General features: G+C 56.3%; 19 protein-coding genes. 2 read left to right on the top strand and 17 right to left on the bottom strand.

Annotated features, from left to right (window positions below; all coding sequences use genetic code 11):
- The 9 genes from tuf to fkpA all read right to left on the bottom strand — a co-directional run.
- A partial coding sequence (gene tuf, locus CKF42_RS07605) for an elongation factor Tu (RefSeq protein WP_111207899.1) occupies positions 1–925 on the bottom strand: 925 nt, incomplete at its 3' end.
- A 68-nt stretch (positions 926–993) separates the two neighbouring features.
- Complete coding sequence (gene fusA, locus CKF42_RS07600; RefSeq protein ID WP_009087601.1) at positions 994–3,108, bottom strand: elongation factor G; 2,115 nt, start codon at positions 3,106–3,108, stop codon at positions 994–996.
- Between the two features lie 93 nt (positions 3,109–3,201).
- Positions 3,202–3,672 carry a 30S ribosomal protein S7 gene (gene rpsG, locus CKF42_RS07595; RefSeq protein WP_009087603.1) on the bottom strand — a complete coding sequence of 157 codons (471 nt, stop codon included), beginning with the start codon at positions 3,670–3,672 and terminating at the stop codon, positions 3,202–3,204.
- A gap of 96 nt (positions 3,673–3,768) precedes the next feature.
- Positions 3,769–4,143, bottom strand: a complete 375-nt coding sequence (rpsL, locus tag CKF42_RS07590; RefSeq protein WP_003852912.1) for a 30S ribosomal protein S12 — start codon at positions 4,141–4,143, stop codon at positions 3,769–3,771.
- A 124-nt stretch (positions 4,144–4,267) separates the two neighbouring features.
- A complete protein-coding gene (gene tusB / locus CKF42_RS07585) occupies positions 4,268–4,555 on the bottom strand; it encodes a sulfurtransferase complex subunit TusB (protein ID WP_111207898.1) in 288 nt (95 codons plus the stop codon).
- Between the two features lie 9 nt (positions 4,556–4,564).
- Entirely contained in the window at positions 4,565–4,924 is a 360-nt protein-coding gene (gene tusC, locus CKF42_RS07580; RefSeq protein WP_111207897.1) for a sulfurtransferase complex subunit TusC, read from the bottom strand.
- A complete protein-coding gene (gene tusD, locus CKF42_RS07575) occupies positions 4,924–5,310 on the bottom strand; it encodes a sulfurtransferase complex subunit TusD (protein ID WP_058957833.1) in 387 nt (128 codons plus the stop codon). The genes tusC and tusD overlap by 1 nt, the downstream gene beginning before the upstream one ends.
- Positions 5,310–6,032, bottom strand: a complete 723-nt coding sequence (locus CKF42_RS07570) for a transcriptional regulator (RefSeq protein ID WP_009087612.1) — start codon at positions 6,030–6,032, stop codon at positions 5,310–5,312. Before CKF42_RS07570 ends, tusD begins: the two co-directional genes overlap by 1 nt.
- Positions 6,033–6,198: 166 nt before the next feature.
- Entirely contained in the window at positions 6,199–7,044 is an 846-nt protein-coding gene (fkpA, locus tag CKF42_RS07565; protein WP_111207896.1) for an FKBP-type peptidyl-prolyl cis-trans isomerase, read from the bottom strand.
- Positions 7,045–7,313: 269 nt separating this feature from the next.
- Here fkpA and CKF42_RS07560 point away from each other — a divergent pair, with 269 nt between their 5' ends.
- Positions 7,314–7,532 carry a SlyX family protein gene (locus CKF42_RS07560; protein WP_009087615.1) on the top strand — a complete coding sequence of 73 codons (219 nt, stop codon included), beginning with the start codon at positions 7,314–7,316 and terminating at the stop codon, positions 7,530–7,532.
- A gap of 92 nt (positions 7,533–7,624) precedes the next feature.
- On the opposite strand, the gene slyD is transcribed toward CKF42_RS07560, so the two are convergent.
- The 4 genes from slyD to kefG form a co-directional block, all read right to left on the bottom strand.
- On the bottom strand, positions 7,625–8,185 hold the full coding sequence (gene slyD / locus CKF42_RS07555) for a peptidylprolyl isomerase (RefSeq protein ID WP_009087618.1): 561 nt from the start codon (positions 8,183–8,185) through the stop codon (positions 7,625–7,627).
- A gap of 197 nt (positions 8,186–8,382) precedes the next feature.
- Entirely contained in the window at positions 8,383–8,577 is a 195-nt protein-coding gene (locus CKF42_RS07550) for a YheV family putative zinc ribbon protein (protein WP_046100701.1), read from the bottom strand.
- A gap of 23 nt (positions 8,578–8,600) precedes the next feature.
- On the bottom strand, positions 8,601–10,406 hold the full coding sequence (kefB, locus tag CKF42_RS07545) for a glutathione-regulated potassium-efflux system protein KefB (protein WP_009087622.1): 1,806 nt from the start codon (positions 10,404–10,406) through the stop codon (positions 8,601–8,603).
- Positions 10,407–10,958 carry a glutathione-regulated potassium-efflux system ancillary protein KefG gene (gene kefG, locus CKF42_RS07540; protein ID WP_009087624.1) on the bottom strand — a complete coding sequence of 184 codons (552 nt, stop codon included), beginning with the start codon at positions 10,956–10,958 and terminating at the stop codon, positions 10,407–10,409. It abuts the gene before it with no gap.
- Positions 10,959–11,070: 112 nt separating this feature from the next.
- On the opposite strand from kefG, the gene CKF42_RS07535 reads away from it, so the two are divergent.
- Complete coding sequence (locus tag CKF42_RS07535) at positions 11,071–12,975, top strand: ABC transporter ATP-binding protein (RefSeq protein ID WP_111207895.1); 1,905 nt, start codon at positions 11,071–11,073, stop codon at positions 12,973–12,975.
- A 42-nt stretch (positions 12,976–13,017) separates the two neighbouring features.
- On the opposite strand, the gene tauD is transcribed toward CKF42_RS07535, so the two are convergent.
- The 4 genes from tauD to tauA are packed head-to-tail and all read right to left on the bottom strand — an operon-like array spanning position 13,018 to position 16,432.
- Positions 13,018–13,857 (bottom strand): taurine dioxygenase, encoded by an 840-nt coding sequence (gene tauD, locus CKF42_RS07530; protein ID WP_009087629.1) that lies wholly within the window; start codon positions 13,855–13,857, stop codon positions 13,018–13,020.
- A complete protein-coding gene (gene tauC, locus CKF42_RS07525) occupies positions 13,854–14,681 on the bottom strand; it encodes a taurine ABC transporter permease TauC (protein WP_009087631.1) in 828 nt (275 codons plus the stop codon). The genes tauD and tauC overlap by 4 nt, the downstream gene beginning before the upstream one ends.
- A complete protein-coding gene (gene tauB / locus CKF42_RS07520; protein WP_009087632.1) occupies positions 14,678–15,445 on the bottom strand; it encodes a taurine ABC transporter ATP-binding subunit in 768 nt (255 codons plus the stop codon). The genes tauC and tauB overlap by 4 nt, the downstream gene beginning before the upstream one ends.
- Before the next feature lie 9 nt (positions 15,446–15,454).
- Positions 15,455–16,432 carry a taurine ABC transporter substrate-binding protein gene (tauA, locus tag CKF42_RS07515; protein ID WP_009087634.1) on the bottom strand — a complete coding sequence of 326 codons (978 nt, stop codon included), beginning with the start codon at positions 16,430–16,432 and terminating at the stop codon, positions 15,455–15,457.
- Positions 16,433–16,545 lie beyond the last annotated feature (113 nt).

Genomic DNA, 16,545 nt, shown 5'->3' with positions numbered 1-16,545 from the left:
CTTCTGACTCGAACTGGGTGTGTGGCTTGATGGTGCCTGGCTTAGCCAGAACCTGACCACGCTGGATGTCTTCACGCTTGATACCGCGCAGCAGAACACCACAGTTTTCGCCTGCCTGACCCTGGTCCAGCAGCTTACGGAACATCTCAACACCGGTACAGGTTGATTTCGCAGTATCTTTGATACCTACGATTTCAACTTCGTCGCCGACTTTAACGATGCCGCGCTCAACACGACCGGTAACAACGGTACCACGGCCAGAGATTGAGAATACGTCTTCGATTGGCAGCAGGAACGGCATGTCGATCGCACGCTGTGGCTCTGGGATGTAGTTGTCCAGGTGCTCAGCCAGCTCGATGATTTTCGCTTCCCACTCAGCGTCGCCTTCCAGCGCTTTCAGAGCAGAACCACGAACGATTGGAGTGTCGTCGCCTGGGAAGTCATAGGCTGACAGCAGATCACGCACTTCCATCTCAACCAGTTCCAGCAGCTCTTCATCATCAACCATGTCACACTTGTTCAGGAACACGATGATGTAAGGAACGCCAACCTGACGACCCAGCAGGATGTGCTCACGGGTCTGTGGCATCGGGCCATCAGTCGCAGCAACAACCAGGATCGCGCCGTCCATCTGCGCAGCACCGGTGATCATGTTTTTCACATAGTCGGCGTGGCCTGGGCAGTCAACGTGTGCATAGTGACGAGTCGGGGTTTCATACTCAACGTGTGAAGTGTTGATGGTGATACCACGTGCTTTCTCTTCTGGTGCGTTATCGATCTGATCGAATGCACGCGCCTGGCCGCCGTAAGTCTTAGACAGTACGGTGGTGATAGCTGCGGTCAGGGTGGTTTTACCGTGGTCAACGTGACCGATGGTGCCCACGTTTACGTGCAGTTTGTTACGCTGAAATTGCTCTTTCGCCATGGCGATAATTCCTTACGTTGTGCCTTCACCACGTGGGTGAAGGCATCAGTTCAAATTTAAACCGTAGCTTATTTGCTACGAGCTTCAATAACGGCCTGCGCTACGTTGTTCGGCGCATCGTCATACTTCAGGAACTCCATGGAGTAAGAAGCACGACCTTTGGTCAGAGAACGCAGCTGAGTTGCGTATCCGAACATTTCAGACAGCGGAACTTCAGCGTGAATCTGAACGCCAGTAGCGTTAGATTCCTGCCCTTTAAGCATACCACGACGACGGCTAAGGTCACCGATGACATCACCCGTGTTCTCTTCCGGAGTCTCTACTTCAACCTTCATGATAGGCTCAAGCAGAACCGGCTGCGCTTGTTTAAAGCCTTGTTTGAAGGCGATAGACGCGGCCAGTTTAAACGCCAACTCAGAGGAGTCGACATCATGGTAAGAACCGAAGTGCAGACGCACGCCCAGATCCACAACCGGATAACCAGCCAGTGGGCCTGATTTCAGCTGCTCCTGGATACCTTTATCAACCGCAGGGATGTATTCACCAGGAATCACACCACCTTTGATATCGTTGACAAATTCGTAGCCTTTCGGGTTCGAACCTGGCTCCAGTGGGTACATGTCGATAACAACATGACCGTACTGACCACGACCACCAGACTGCTTGGCGTGTTTACCTTCAACGTCGGTAACTTTAGTGCGGATCGCTTCACGGTAAGCAACCTGTGGTTTACCCACGTTTGCTTCCACGTTGAATTCACGCTTCATACGGTCAACGATGATGTCGAGGTGCAGCTCACCCATACCGGCGATGATGGTCTGGTTAGATTCTTCATCAGTCCATACGCGGAATGATGGGTCTTCTTTCGCCAGACGGCCCAGAGCCAGACCCATTTTTTCCTGGTCAGCTTTGGTTTTCGGCTCAACAGCGATTGAGATCACTGGCTCAGGGAACTCCATGCGCTCAAGGATGATGACGTTATCCGGGTCACACAGGGTATCACCAGTGGTCACATCTTTCAGGCCGATCGCAGCGGCGATATCACCCGCACGGACTTCTTTGATTTCTTCACGCTTGTTAGCGTGCATCTGAACGATACGGCCCAGACGCTCACGGTTTGACTTAACCGGGTTGAACACGGTGTCACCAGTGTTAACAACACCAGAGTAAACGCGGAAGAAGGTCAGGTTACCTACAAACGGGTCGGTAGCGATTTTGAACGCCAGTGCAGCAAACGGCTCGTTGTCGTCTGAGTGACGAACAGCCGGCGTGTCTTTACCGTCGTCCAGCATACCGTTGATCGCGGTAACGTCAGTCGGTGCTGGCAGATATTCAACAACGGCATCCAGCATCGCCTGAACACCTTTGTTCTTAAATGCAGAACCACAGGTTACCAGGATAATTTCGTTGTTCAGAACGCGCTTACGCAGAGCAGTTTTGATCTCTTCTTCGCTCAGCTCTTCACCGCTGAAGAATTTCTCCATCAGCTCTTCAGAGGCTTCTGCTGCTGCTTCGATCAGCTTGCCGCGCCATTCTTCAGCCAGTTCCTGCATATCAGCCGGGATATCTTCGTAAACAAAGGTTACACCCTGGTCTTCGTCGTTCCAGTTGATTGCTTTCATTTTCACCAGGTCAACAACACCGGTGAATTTCTCTTCTGCGCCGATAGCCAGCTGCAGAGGAACTGGAGTTGCACCCAGACGAACTTCCATCTGGTTAACAACTTTCAGGAAGTTAGCACCCATGCGGTCCATTTTGTTAACGAACGCAATGCGTGGAACTTTGTATTTGTTAGCCTGACGCCATACGGTCTCAGACTGTGGCTGAACGCCACCAACTGCACAGTAAACCATTACCGCGCCATCAAGAACACGCATAGAACGTTCTACTTCGATGGTGAAGTCAACGTGTCCTGGGGTGTCGATGATATTGATGTGGTGTGGTTCGAACTGCTTAGCCATACCAGACCAGTAACAGGTGGTCGCAGCGGAGGTGATAGTAATACCACGTTCCTGTTCCTGCTCCATCCAGTCCATGGTTGCTGCGCCGTCGTGTACTTCACCGATTTTGTGGTTTACACCGGTGTAGAACAGAACACGTTCGGTAGTGGTAGTTTTACCGGCGTCGATGTGCGCACTGATACCGATGTTACGGTAGCGAGCAATGGGTGTTTTACGAGCCATTTTATTCCTCGGTTTTTCGGACGTTCAAAATTAGTCAACCCCAGCGGGTTGGCCGTTTGGGCGCCCGCTGGTTTAACAATAACTACGCGACTGTTACCAGCGGTAGTGTGCGAACGCCTTGTTGGCTTCTGCCATGCGGTGAACGTCTTCACGTTTCTTAACTGCAGTACCTTTGTTCTCTGCAGCATCAGAAAGTTCGTTCGCCAGGCGAAGAGCCATTGATTTATCACCACGTTTACGAGCAGCATCTACGATCCAGCGCATTGCCAGGGCATTACGACGAACCGGACGGACTTCAACTGGTACCTGATAGGTAGAACCACCAACGCGACGTGACTTAACTTCGACAGTCGGGCGCACGTTTTCCAGTGCTACTTCAAAGGCTTCCAGGGAGTTTTTACCTGAACGCTGAGCCAGGGTCTCAAGCGCGGTATAAACGATAGATTCTGCAGTAGATTTTTTACCATCTACCATCAGGATATTTACAAATTTGGCCAGCAGCTCTGATCCGAACTTAGGATCTGGCAGAATTTTACGCTGACCAATGACGCGACGACGTGGCATGGAAATACTCCGTTGTTAATTCAGGATTGTCCAAAACTCTATGAGTTTATTTTGACATTTAATTTAAAACGTTTGGCCTTACTTAACGGAGAACCATTAAGCCTTTGGCTTCTTCACGCCGTACTTGGAGCGAGCCTGCTTACGGTCTTTAACACCTGAGCAGTCCAGCGCGCCACGAACGGTGTGGTAACGCACACCTGGCAGGTCTTTTACACGACCGCCACGGATCAGGATCACGGAGTGCTCCTGCAGGTTGTGACCTTCACCACCGATGTAGGAAGTCACTTCAAAACCGTTGGTCAGACGCACACGGCAAACTTTACGCAGTGCGGAGTTAGGTTTTTTAGGAGTGGTGGTGTACACACGAGTACAAACGCCACGTTTTTGCGGGCAAGCTTCCAGCGCCGGCACGTTGCTCTTTGCAACTTTGCGGACGCGTGGTTTGCGAACCAGCTGGTTAACTGTTGCCATTAAATAGCTCCTGGATTTGCTTTTGCTTCGTAAACACGTAATAAATCGCCTCGTAGAATTACGAGGAGGCAGAATTTTAGGGCTGCGTCAAAAGGGTGTCAAGAAATAACCAGGTTTTAGCCGATTACCAGACCATTTGTTGCGGATGCCTGATCGTTAGCGTGACAAAGCCATTATAGTCTACGGACCGCACAGTGGTCGAAATTTGTCCAGACAGCCCGCGCGCCTGGACATCTTCGTCCAGAACCCACAGCGTCGCTTTGCAGGCTGACAGCTGAACCCATGCCCGACTGCCAGCCACGGCAGCCAGCACACCATCCTGTAGCAGCAGCAGATCATCACCGGCTTCCGCCATTAATAACAGCGTGTCGAGGTCGCTGTGCGACGGAGAGTACATCAGAGTATGCAGCATTTGCGCCTCTTAAAAAGTCAGAATGCGATCGAAGCTGGCCAGCCGCTGGCGCAGTTCCGGCGCGTCCAGTAGCGTCACGTCCAGCAGCCGCCCGGCGTCAGCATCCAGTCCGCGCGCAATCAGTGATGTCCGGCAGAGATAGCACTGCTCAATGTCATAGAGTGCCAGCACGCCAAACGTCGCGGCATAGTGACGGCTTTTTATGCGTTCAGGTTGCTGATGCAGATTAAGCTGCAGCACTCCATCGCCGATAAAGAACAGGCCAATATCGTCGCTGAGTGCGCCCGTTGCCAGTGCGGCATCCAGCCCCTCACGCCCTGCGCTGCTGCCATGGGGCGCACGGGTAAAGACAAAGGCAACCCGATTCATCAGAACTGCACCATGCGTTCACAGCTCAGCGCCGCCTCTGCCAGCGCACCCAGCCCGCTCAGGGTAAATCCCGGCTGCAGGTTACTGGCCGCCAGGTGCAGACGAGCTGCCTCCTGCGGGTCGCTGATTCCACGCCGCAGTGCGGCCGCCACACAGATATTCAATACGACCCCCTGCTCCTGATGCAATGCCTGCCATGCCCGCACCAGATCAAACTCATCGCTGGCCGGTGCCGTCAGCTGGTTAGCATTGAGCACCCCTTCACGATAGAAGAAAACGCTTTCAAGCTGATGACCCGCCGCCAGCAGTGCCCGGGCAAACAGCCAGGCACTGGTTGCCTGTTGCGTGCCGTAGGCCGGGCCAGTCACCAGCAGCGTGTAACGCATCAGCGATCCTGTCCCTGGAAATCGCCATTTTTAAACTGGCGGATGTAGAGATAGACGGTGTGCTTCGAGATGTTCAGCCGGTCTGCGACCTGGTTGATGGCATCCTTAATGTCGAAGATCCCCTTCTCATACAGGTTGAGCACAATCTGACGGTTCTTAGCGTTATTAGAGACATTGCGGTCAGCGCTGACCTCTTCAATCGTAAACTCCAGGGTCTGCATAACCAGGTCATCGACCGAACTGGCGAAGTTAACGCTGGAGTCAACCTGCTGCATCTCGGGCGGCATAAAGGTCGACATAATCTGCGAGAACGGCACATCAAGATTCATGTTGATACAGAGCAGGCCGATAACCCGCTGTTGACGGTTACGAATCGCGATGGTCACGGATTTCATCAGCACGCCGCTTTTGGCGCGCGTGAAGTAGGCACGGGAAACATTACTGTCCGCGCCATGCATATCATGCAGCATCCGCAGCGCCAGATCGGTGATAGGCGAACCGACCTTACGGCCCGTGTGCTCTCCATTGGCGATGCGAACGGCTGAACACTTAAGATCTTCCAGCGAATGCAGGACGATTTCACAATGCGAACCGATCAACATCGCCAGGCCATCCACGACAGCCTCGTACGATTTCAGAATATCGTAATCAGTTTGTTCGAACGGGCGCTGCTCCAGAAGATCGAAGTCGCTCAGTTCACCCGGATTGAATGGATTAGACATTGAAGAGTATCACCCTGAATGGCTGGAGCCTGTCACAGCGGCTTATGGGCAGACTCAATGTTGGGATAATTAGGCAGGCATTAGTCTGGCAAATGTCGTCGGCTTATGCCAGAGGTTTGTCGTGAAGGCGAAATGAAACCGCCGCCCGGAGGCGGCGGTCAGCAGATTACTGCGCTTTTTCTGCGGCAGCAGGCGCGGGCGCCTGTGCTTTTTCATCGGCTTTTGGGGCCGGTTTGATATCAAGCAGCTCAACATCAAACACCAGCGTGGAGTTAGCCGGAATACCCGGAACGCCATTTTTACCGTAAGCCAGCTGCGGTGGGATGACCAGCTTGATCTTACCCCCTTTCTTCACGTGCTTCAGGCCTTCGGTCCAGCCCGGGATGACGCCATCCAGACGGAAAGAGAGGGGCTCGCCACGGGTGTAAGAGTTGTCAAACTCAGTACCATCAATCAGGGTACCTTTGTAGTTAACCACCACAGTGTCGCTATCTTTTGGTGCGTCGCCGCTGCCCTCTTTCTCAACTTTATAGAGCAGGCCGGTTTCCGTTTTCTTCACGCCGCTCTCTTTGGCGAATTTGGTCGCGTAAGCCGTGCCCTTTTCAGCATTCTCTTTCGCATCTTTTTCCATTTTCGCAGAGGCAGCGCCTTTCACGCGACCTTCGAACGCCTGCAGTGTCTGCTCAATCTCTTCATCAGAGAGTTTGCTCTTGCCACCGAATGCATCCTGGACGCCCGCGATCAGCTGCTGCTTATCCAGTTTGATGCCCAGTTTTTCCTGCTCCTTCAGGGAGTTGTCCATGTAGCGACCCAGTGAAGCACCCAGTGCATAGGCTGACTGCTGGTCTTCATCTTTGAAAGCCGCATTTTTCGGTGCCTGAGGCGCAGACTGTGGCGCAGCAGCCGGGGCAGCCTGAGGAGCCGCAGCGGTTTCAGCCGCCATAGCCAGCGGAGCATTCAGCGCAACAGCCATGGTGGTAGCTAACAATGTGACTTTAAACAGTGATTTCATCCATTCTCCAAAACCGAAGCGTCTAACCTCGGGAAACATTGCGGACTTCAGGGTCCACACTATAACTTTACGTGGCAGTGTCGAACACTCCCACAATGTAATTACCCGGTTAACCTCCGACCTTTATAACAGCGGGAAGTTTCATCAGAGATGATGCCGCGCCACCTTTTTTCAAGCGCAACGCCTTCGGGCATGAAAAAAACAGGTGATTCCTGGCGTTCAGGTCGTAGAATCACGCCCTGAGTCGCACCTTAACAGAGGAACAGGTCATGCAACAGTCTGAGTGGGAACAGCGTCTGGAGACGTTAGAGAGCAAACTGGCCTTTCAGGAGATGACCATTGAGCAGCTGAACAGCGCCGTTGTTCAGCACGAGCTGGAGATGAGTAAAATGCGTGAGCAGATACGCCTCTTAACCGACAAGCTCAAAGCGAACGCAACCTCACTGGTGGCCTCACAGTCTGAAGAGACGCCGCCGCCACACTACTGATCGCGCGCTGTCGGCCCCTGTCCGTCCGGGCCAGCGCCGGATAGCCGCCAAAAGAAAGGCCACCCGAAGGTGGCCTTAACCGATTGTCAGACTTAGTGGCTGCAGCCGCAACCGCCAGTGCCACAACCGCCTTTACCGTGATCATGGTCGTGATCATGGCCGTGATCATGGTCATGATGATGACCGTCTGCACCGTGAACATGGCCGTGAGCCAGTTCTTCCGGCGTCGCTTCACGAATCGCAACCACTTCAACGTTGAAGTTCAGGTTCTGACCCGCCAGCATGTGGTTACCATCAACCACGACGTGATCGTCTTCCACTTCGGTGATTTCAACCGGAACCGGACCCTGATCGGTTTCTGCCAGGAAGCGCATGCCAACCTGCAGTTCGTCGACGCCCATGAAGACATCTTTAGGAACACGCTGCACCAGGTTATCGTCATACTGACCGTAAGCGTCGTTTGCCGGGATATGCACGTCAAATTTGTCGCCGGCAACGTGGTTTTCCAGCGCATTTTCCAGACCAGAAATCAGGGAACCATGACCGTGCAGATAGTCTAACGGTGCGCTCACCGGTGACTCGTCAACTAACACGCCGTCTTCTGTACGTACCTGATAGGCCAGGCTTACCACCAGGTCTTTTGCTACTTTCATGATATCTCCTAACCGTTGAGAACTAAGATCCCGTCTCATTGGTCTATTCTTGCGTGCAATAACACCAACCAGAAAGGTTCGGGGCTGAGTGCAAGAGGGGTTTCACTTTCTCTTGCGACCACAGCGTTAATGGCGTCAATTGTAACGGAATTCAATCCCGCTGTAAGTTTAAGCGTAAAAAAAGCTGCGTCACTTCGCTACTCGGGATGGAAAATCCCGATAACCTGCTCGTTAGTGCGAACCTGATCGCGCGCCTGTTTATCCGCCTCGCGCATCTGATGTCCACACTTCACGCACTCCACGACATCGACACTATTTTCACGCCACATCGCCAGCGTGTCCTTCTCCTGGCAGTGCGGGCATGTCGCACCAGCAATAAAACGTTTACGCATGAGCTTCAGCCTGTTTTAAAAGGTTATTGATCATCGTCCCAGCCATCGATCTGCCGCTTTTCGCGCTGCATTTCGCGCTGGAAGATATCTTCCAGTTCCCGCCGCGCTTCACGCACGCGCGACGCCTGCGCACTTTCAGAGAGGCTGGGCATCAGTTCACGCAGCATCCGCATATCGAGCCGGCGGAAATGCTGCTGGGCGCGATGCGCCTGATGCGGATGCATCCCCAGAGACATCAGCGTCTTGCGTCCCAGCTCCAGCGCACTGGAGAAGGTTTCACGTGAGAACTGCGTCACGCCAGCCTGCAGCAGTTCGTGTGCCTCGACACGGCCCCGGGCGCGCGCCTGAATCTGCAGCTGCGGGAAGTGCTGCTGACATAAGTGCACGATGGTCATCACATCTTCCGGTTCATTACAGGTGATCACAATCGCCTGCGCGCTGGCTGCGCCCGCCGCGCGCAATAACTCCAGCTCGGTGGCGTCGCCGTAATAAACCTTGTAGCCATATTTGCGCATCAGGCTTACCGCACTGATGTCGCGCTCCAGCACGGTGATGCGTTTGTTGTTCGCCATCAGCAAGCGGCCGACCACCTGGCCGAAGCGACCAAAGCCCACCACAATCACCTGCGGCTGATCGTCTTCAACAAAGTGCTTCTCTGCTTCTTCATCGGGCTCATTGAAGCGATGCGCCAGCAGACGATCAATACCCTGCATCAGCAGAGGCGTGGTCATCATCGACAGGGTGACGGTCACCAGCAGCATCGGCAGCTGATCGCCGGAGAAGAGCTTCGCCGAAGAGGCCGCGGAGAAGAGCACAAAGGCGAACTCGCCCCCCTGACTCAGCACGCCGGCAAACTGCTGCCGCTCGGAACTGCGTAAGCCATAAATACGCGCCAGCAGATAGAGCACCAGCGTTTTCACCGCCACCAGCGTCACCACGCCGAGCAGGATGGTCACAATATGGGTATAGAGCACACCGAGGTTGAGCGCCATGCCAACGGAAATAAAGAACAGGCCCAGCAGCAACCCTTTGAAAGGGTCAATCGCCACCTCCAGCTCATGCTGGTATTCACTCTCTGCCAGCAGGATCCCCGCGATAAAGGTGCCCAGCGCCATCGACAGACCCAGCGCATCCATAAACAGCGCGGAGCCCAGCACCAGCAGCAGCGAGGCGGCGGTAAAGACCTCACGGACACCTGATGCGGCGATATAGCGGAAGATAGGCCGCAGCAGATAGCGTCCCCCCACCAGCATGCCTGCGAACGCCAGCACCTTCATGCCGACTTTCATCCAGTCAATATGGCCGCTGTCGGTGCCCGCCAGCAGCGGAATCAGCGCCAGGGCCGGGATCACCGCGATATCCTGAAACAGCAGCACCGAAAAGCCCAGCTGCCCCGCTTCGCTGCGGTTCATGCCTTTATCCATCATCAGCTGCAGCGCCATCGCGGTTGAGGACATCGCCAGACCGATGCCGCCGATGACCGCCGCCTGCCAGCTAAAGTCGGTCAGCCACAGCAGGCCGCCCAGAATCGCCGCAGAGAAGATGACCTGCGCCGCGCCGACACCAAAAATGGAGCGGCGCAGCGCCCACAGCTTTGCCGGGTTCAGCTCCAGGCCAATAATGAACATCAGGAAAACCACGCCCAGCTCCGAGAAATGGAGAATCTCATCGACGTCGCTGATAAAACCTAATCCCCACGGGCCGATAGCGATCCCCGCCACCAGATAGCCCAGTACAGCACCAATCCCGAGGCGAGCCGCCACCGGTACAATTAATACCGCCGCGACCAGATAAATCACCCCGGCGGTCAGCAGCGTTTGCCCTTCCATCTATATCCCTCCATTCGGCAGCGGAGCTGCCAGCCACTCGCCATAGGCGCGGGCATAATTTTTCATCAGTTCAGGACTCTGCCGACGCGCCCAGTAGACGATCATCGGCGGCATCCAGTGCATGCGGCACATCTGTGCGGTCAGCTCAAAGGGCCGCATGATGTCATTGAGTGAATAGCGGTTCAGCCCCTGCTGTTTAAAGGCGCTCTCCGGCTCCCCGGTCGTCACAACGCTGCGCCAGTATTTTCCTTCCAGCGCATTGCCATCCACGCCACTGGCAAAACCGCGCGACAGCACCCGGTCCAGCCACTCTTTCAGCAGGGCCGGACAGCTATAGGTATAGAGCGGATGCTGAAAAATGATGACATCATGTTCGCGCAGCAGCTGCTGTTCATGATGAATATCGATAAAAAAATCCGGATAGGTGGCGTACAGATCGTGTACGGTGACGTGTTCCAGCGCCTGCGCCGACTGCAACAAAATCCGGTTAGCGACGGAATCCTGTAATTCCGGATGAGCAAAAAGCAGTAACACGCGGGGTGGCTGCGACATCCTTTCCCTCCAAAGCGTCGTCATTGGTGCGGTTTTCGGCTACCATGCACGACGCAGCAAAATCTCATTATGTTGCCAGTAAATTAACATATTCTGACGATACGGCGCTTACATGATTGTCTTCTCTGCCTTACAAATTCGCCGCGGCATCCGCGTCCTGCTCGACAATGCCACCGCCACCATTAATCCCGGTCAGAAGGTCGGGCTGGTGGGTAAAAACGGCTGTGGAAAATCCACGCTGCTGTCGCTGTTAAAAGGTGAGATCACCAGCGATGCCGGCACCGTCACCTTTCCTGCTCACTGGGCGCTGGCCTGGGTTAACCAGGAAACCCCCGCGCTGGACAAAGCCGCGCTGGAGTATGTGATTGATGGCGACCGCGACTATCGCCAGCTTGAGGCTGAACTGGCGGAGGCGAACCGGCGGGACGACGGCAATGCGATCGCCCTGCTGCACGGCAAGCTTGATGCGGTGCAGGCGTGGAGTATCCATGCGCGCGCCGCCAGCCTGCTGCATGGTCTGGGCTTCAGTCAGGAGCAGCTGCAGCGCCCGGTCAGCGACTTCTCCGGTGGCTGGCGGATGCGCCTCAATCTGGCTCAGGCGCTGATCTGCCGCTCCGATCTGCTGTTACTGGATGAACCGACCAACCACCTCGATCTTGATGCGGTGATCTGGCTGGAGCGCTGGCTGAAGAGTTACGAAGGTACCCTGATCCTGATCTCGCATGACCGTGACTTTCTCGATCCGGTGGTCGACAAAATCATTCATATCGAACAGGCGTCGATGTTCGAATATACCGGCAACTACACCTCCTTTGAGCGGCAGCGCGTCGCCAAACTGGCTCAGCAGCAGTCGCTGTATGAGAGTCAGCAGGAGAAGGTGGCGCATCTGCACAGCTACATTGACCGCTTCCGTGCCAAAGCCTCCAAGGCGAAACAGGCGCAGAGCCGCATCAAAATGCTGGAGCGCATGGAGATGATCGCGCCTGCCCATGTCGATAACCCGTTCAGCTTCACCTTCCGCAAGCCGGAAAACCTGCCCAACCCGATTCTGAAGATGGAGAAGGTCACGGCGGGGTATGGCGATCGCATCATTCTCGACGCCATCAAGCTCAACCTGGTACCGGGTTCGCGCATTGGTCTGCTGGGCCGCAACGGGGCGGGTAAATCGACCCTGATTAAGCTGCTGGCGGGCGAGCTGGAGGCGATGGAAGGCAGGATTGGCCTGGCGAAAGGGATCAAGCTCGGTTACTTCGCCCAGCATCAGCTCGAGTACCTGCGGGCCGACGAGTCCCCGCTGCAGCATCTGGCGCGCATTGCGCCGAACGTGCTGGAGCAGCAGCTGCGCGACTATCTGGGCGGCTTTGACTTCCGCGGCGATAAAGTCACGGAAATGACCGAACGCTTCTCCGGCGGTGAGAAAGCGCGCCTGGTGCTGGCACTGATTGTCTGGCAGCGCCCTAACCTGCTGCTGCTGGATGAACCGACTAACCACCTTGATCTGGATATGCGCCAGGCGCTGACGGAAGCGCTGATCGACTTCGAAGGTGCGCTGGTGGTGGTGTCGCACGATCGCCATCTGCTGCGCGCCACCACGGACGATCTCTATCTGGTGCACGACGGCAAAGTGGATGTCTTTGCCGGCGATCTCGAAGATTATCAGCAGTGGCTGAGCGATCTGCAGAAGCAGCAGGCGCAACAGGAGGCCGCGCCAAAGCAGGACAACGGCAACAGCGCCCAGGCGCGAAAAGATCAGAAGCGCCGCGATGCCGAACTGCGTGCGCAGACTCAGCCGCTGCGTAAAGAGATCGAAAAACTGGAAAAGCAGATGAGCAAATGGCAGAGCCAGCTGGCCGATGCCGAAGCTCAGCTTTCGGACAGTGCCATTTATGATCCTGGCCGCAAAGCGGATCTGACCACCGCGCTGCAGCGTCAGGCAGAGAGTAAATCGGCGCTGGAAGAGGTGGAGATGGCGTGGCTGGAGGCGCAGGAACAGCTCGAACAGATGATGGCGTCCTGACGGGCTGGCCTTCTCCCTGCCCACAGGGAGAAGGCTGTGCGCTTAACGGGGTCTGTCGCCCAGGACGGTGGCCCGCTGCATAATCCGGCGCGCCGGATAGTAGTCGGCATTGGCATAGTGCTGCGTGACCCGATTATCCCAGATAGCCAGATCGTTGGGCTGCCAGCGCCAGCGCACCTGAAACTCCGGTTTGGTGGCGTGAGCGAACAGAAAGCGCAATACCGCCTCACTCTCCTTCTCACTTAACTCCACGATCCGCGTCGTGAACCCCTCATTCACAAACAGGGCTTTTTTGCCGCTGACCGGATGGGTGCGGATCACCGGATGCTGCACCGGCGGATGTTTATCGACCGCCTGCTGCCAGCGCTGATGCTCCTCCGGGGTTTTGCGGTACTTATACTCCTGAAAGGACTTTTTAAAATCGTGTTCCGCACTCAGGCCCGTCAGCAGTTGCTTAAAGGGTTCAGAGAGCGCCTCGTAAGCCGCTATCCCGCTGGTCCAGAGCGTATCGCCGCCCGCCGCCGGTAGCACCTTGGAAGCCAGCAGCGCAATCGCGGGCGGCGTGTCGATAAAGGTGACGTCGGTGTGCCAGTTATCATTATCCGGCGGGTTATCCTGGTGGGTATCCAGCACGATAATCTCCTCCACGCCTTCCGCATGCGGATAGACCGGATGAATATGCAGGTCACCGAAGCGCACTGCCAGCGCGCGATGCTGCTCCGGCGTAATCTGCTGATCGCGCAGAAACAGCACCTGATGACGCAGCAGGCCGTGATAGAGCTGCTCAAACTGCGCATCGCTCAGGGGGCGCGAGACATCCAGGTCAGAAACCTGTGCGCCAATATAGGGGCCAAGCGGGGTAAAACTGAGACGTTCACTCATGATTGTTCTCCACTCCAGGGCGTCAGACGGCGCTGCAATGCGCGGAGCCCGAGTTCTAAGCTAAAAGCGATAACGGCTATCACCGCGATACCTGCCAGCACCACATCGGTGGCAAGAAACTCTCCGGCCGACTGCACCATAAACCCCAGTCCTCGCGTGGCGGCAATCAGTTCAGCCGCCACCAGCGTCGACCAGCCCACGCCCAGACCGATGCGCAGTCCGGTCAGGATCTCCGGCAGCGCACCCGGCAGAATCACCCAGCGCAGCAGTTGCCAGCGGTTAGCCCCCAGCGAGCGGGCCGCCCGCAGCCGCACCGGCTGCGTGTTTCGTACCCCGGCCAGGGTGGAGAGCGTCACCGGTGCGAAGATGGCCAGATAGATCAGCAGAATTTTTGAGGTTTCGCCGATGCCGAACCAGATCACCATCAGGGGCAGATAGGCGAGAGGCGGAATCGGGCGATAAAGCTCAATCAGCGGATCGAGCAGTCCACGCGCAACCGGGCTGAGGCCCATCAGAATGCCGGTCGGAATACCGATGGCGGCAGCAGCGGTCAGCGCAATCAGCATGCGCGTCAGGCTGGCGGCCAGATGCTGCCAGAGCGTGGCATCCATAAACCCCTGTGCGCTGGCAATCAGCAGCAGCTTGCTGAACACCTGCTGCGGCGATGGCAGAAACAGCGGCGCGATCAGGCCCAGCGCGGTCACGCCCCACCAGAGCAGTAACAGCAGAGAGAGGCTCAGCAGGCTCAGCGTCAGGGCAGTTGAGAAAGGCCAGCGCAGCCGACGGCGCACCGGCAGAGATTTGTCGTTGATAAGCGCGCTCATGCAAATGCCTCCCGCTGATCAAACACCCGGCTCAGCACATACTCGCGCTGGGCGATAAACTGCGGATCGGATTTGATGCTGCGGCACGATTCACCCGCGGCAAAGCGCCGGCCAAAATCGGGGCGCAGCCGCTCGACAATGCGGCCCGGTCCGGGTGAGAGCAGAATCAGTTCGCTGGCGAGGAAAATCGCCTCTTCAATGTCGTGCGTAATCAGCAGGATCTGTTTACCGCTGTCACGCCACAGCGTCAGCAGCAGGGTCTGCATCTGTTCGCGGGTAAACGCATCCAGCGCACCGAAGGGTTCATCCAGCAGCAGCAGTTGCGGATCGGTCGCCAGCGCGCGTGCGATGCCTACCCGCTGACGCTGACCGCCAGAGAGCTGCCAGATGGCGCGCTTCTCCGCCCCTTCCAGCCCCACCTGTCTGATCAGGCGGCGCGCCACCGCCTCACGCGGCTGGCGGGGCATCCCGGCCAGCTGCAGGCCAAACGCGACATTATCCAGGACGTTGCGCCACGGCAGCAGCCCCTCATTCTGAAACACCACGCCGCGCTCCGCGCCCGGTCCGGTCACCGGCTGGTTATCCAGCGTAATGGAGCCCGACTCAACCGGCAGGAATCCGGCGACCAGATTCAGCAGCGTGGTTTTGCCGCAGCCGGAGGGGCCCAGTACCACCAGCAGTTCCTGGCTGTCCAGTTGCAGGTTGATATCCTGCAACACCGGCTGCCCGGCATACCGTGCATTAAGGTGAGCGATGCGCAGCATAGTGCCTCCTTACTGTTTAACGAGTGGCGCGACGAAGCGGGAAGTGACGTAGCTGCTGTAGTCGTTATCGGCCTGTGGCACTCGGCCCTGCGCTTTCAGAAACTGCGCGGTATCGACAATCGCTTTATTGACTGGCTTGCCCAGCTGCTCAACCTGCTGCTGCGCCGTCAGATAGGTATTCCCCTTCACCAGGTCCGGCACCTGCGCTTCCGGCACCCCGCTCAGGCGTGACAGTTTGCTGAGGTTTTCAGGCTGCTTCAGCCAGCTGTCGGGACTCTTCAGGTAGGCCTGTTGCGCCTCGATAGCGCTGCGGGCAAAGGCAGTGACGATCTCCGGATGCTGTTCGGCAAAATCTTTGCGTACGACCCAGACATCCAGCGTCGGTGATCCCCAGCTCCCCACCTGCGAAGAGTCGGTTAATACCCTGCCCTCTTTTTCCAGCTCATTCACCGCGGGTGCCCAGACATAGGCCCCGTCAATATCGCCGCGCTGCCAGGCAGCAATAATCGCGGGCGGCTGCAGATTGACCAGCTGAACCTGCGACGGCTTAATGCCCCAGTGTTTCAGCGCAGCCAGCAGGCTGTAGTGGGTGGTGGAGATGAACGGCACCGCGATGCGCTTGCCGATAAGATCTTTCGGGGAGGTGATGCTTTTTTTGACGACCAGGGCTTCCGAATTACCCAGCTGCGACGCGAGTAAAAAGGCTTCAATCGGCAGCTTCTGCGCCGCGGCCACTGCTAACGGACTGGAACCGATATTACCAATCTGGACGTCACCGGAGGCCAGCGCACGTAATACGCCCGCGCCGCTGTCAAACTTACGCCAGTCGACGCTGGCTCCGCTATCTTTGGCAAAACTGTTGTCCGCCTGCGCCACTTTTGCCGGTTCGGCGGAAGTCTGGTAGGCCACGGTGACATTCACCGCATCAGCCCGGAAAGCCAGCAGCGCCAGCGCGGCGGCTAAAAGTGTGAAACGTGTTGTTGCCATGATCGTTTTCCCCCCTGTTTTTTTATCGTGGGGGCAGTGTCTCTGCGCACTATAGTTTCATAAAGGAATTAAAAATTATCCCTAATAGAAATAAGTTCTTAGATCACTATCTG

The organism is Pantoea sp. ARC270 (genome assembly GCF_003236725.1).
In the GTDB taxonomy this organism is placed as follows: Bacteria; Pseudomonadota; Gammaproteobacteria; order Enterobacterales; family Enterobacteriaceae; genus Pantoea; species Pantoea anthophila.
This window is presented reverse-complemented; position numbering and strand designations above follow the sequence as displayed.

Coding starts and splice junctions, on each gene's coding strand:
- fusA (WP_009087601.1), bottom strand. CDS start 3,108: ATGGCTCGTAAAACACCCATTGCTCGCTACCGTAACATCGGTATCAGT.
- fkpA (WP_111207896.1), bottom strand. CDS start 7,044: ATGAAATCACTGTTTAAAGTCACATTGTTAGCTACCACCATGGCTGTT.
- kefG (WP_009087624.1), bottom strand. CDS start 10,958: ATGTCGCAGCCACCCCGCGTGTTACTGCTTTTTGCTCATCCGGAATTA.
- rpsL (WP_003852912.1), bottom strand. CDS start 4,143: ATGGCAACAGTTAACCAGCTGGTTCGCAAACCACGCGTCCGCAAAGTT.
- kefB (WP_009087622.1), bottom strand. CDS start 10,406: ATGGAAGGGCAAACGCTGCTGACCGCCGGGGTGATTTATCTGGTCGCG.
- tauB (WP_009087632.1), bottom strand. CDS start 15,445: ATGCTGCGCATCGCTCACCTTAATGCACGGTATGCCGGGCAGCCGGTG.
- tusD (WP_058957833.1), bottom strand. CDS start 5,310: ATGCGTTACACGCTGCTGGTGACTGGCCCGGCCTACGGCACGCAACAG.
- tusB (WP_111207898.1), bottom strand. CDS start 4,555: ATGCTGCATACTCTGATGTACTCTCCGTCGCACAGCGACCTCGACACG.
- tauC (WP_009087631.1), bottom strand. CDS start 14,681: ATGAGCGCGCTTATCAACGACAAATCTCTGCCGGTGCGCCGTCGGCTG.
- tauD (WP_009087629.1), bottom strand. CDS start 13,857: ATGAGTGAACGTCTCAGTTTTACCCCGCTTGGCCCCTATATTGGCGCA.
- CKF42_RS07550 (WP_046100701.1), bottom strand. CDS start 8,577: ATGCGTAAACGTTTTATTGCTGGTGCGACATGCCCGCACTGCCAGGAG.
- slyD (WP_009087618.1), bottom strand. CDS start 8,185: ATGAAAGTAGCAAAAGACCTGGTGGTAAGCCTGGCCTATCAGGTACGT.
- CKF42_RS07570 (WP_009087612.1), bottom strand. CDS start 6,032: ATGTCTAATCCATTCAATCCGGGTGAACTGAGCGACTTCGATCTTCTG.
- CKF42_RS07560 (WP_009087615.1), top strand. CDS start 7,314: ATGCAACAGTCTGAGTGGGAACAGCGTCTGGAGACGTTAGAGAGCAAA.
- tauA (WP_009087634.1), bottom strand. CDS start 16,432: ATGGCAACAACACGTTTCACACTTTTAGCCGCCGCGCTGGCGCTGCTG.
- CKF42_RS07535 (WP_111207895.1), top strand. CDS start 11,071: ATGATTGTCTTCTCTGCCTTACAAATTCGCCGCGGCATCCGCGTCCTG.
- tusC (WP_111207897.1), bottom strand. CDS start 4,924: ATGAATCGGGTTGCCTTTGTCTTTACCCGTGCGCCCCATGGCAGCAGC.
- rpsG (WP_009087603.1), bottom strand. CDS start 3,672: ATGCCACGTCGTCGCGTCATTGGTCAGCGTAAAATTCTGCCAGATCCT.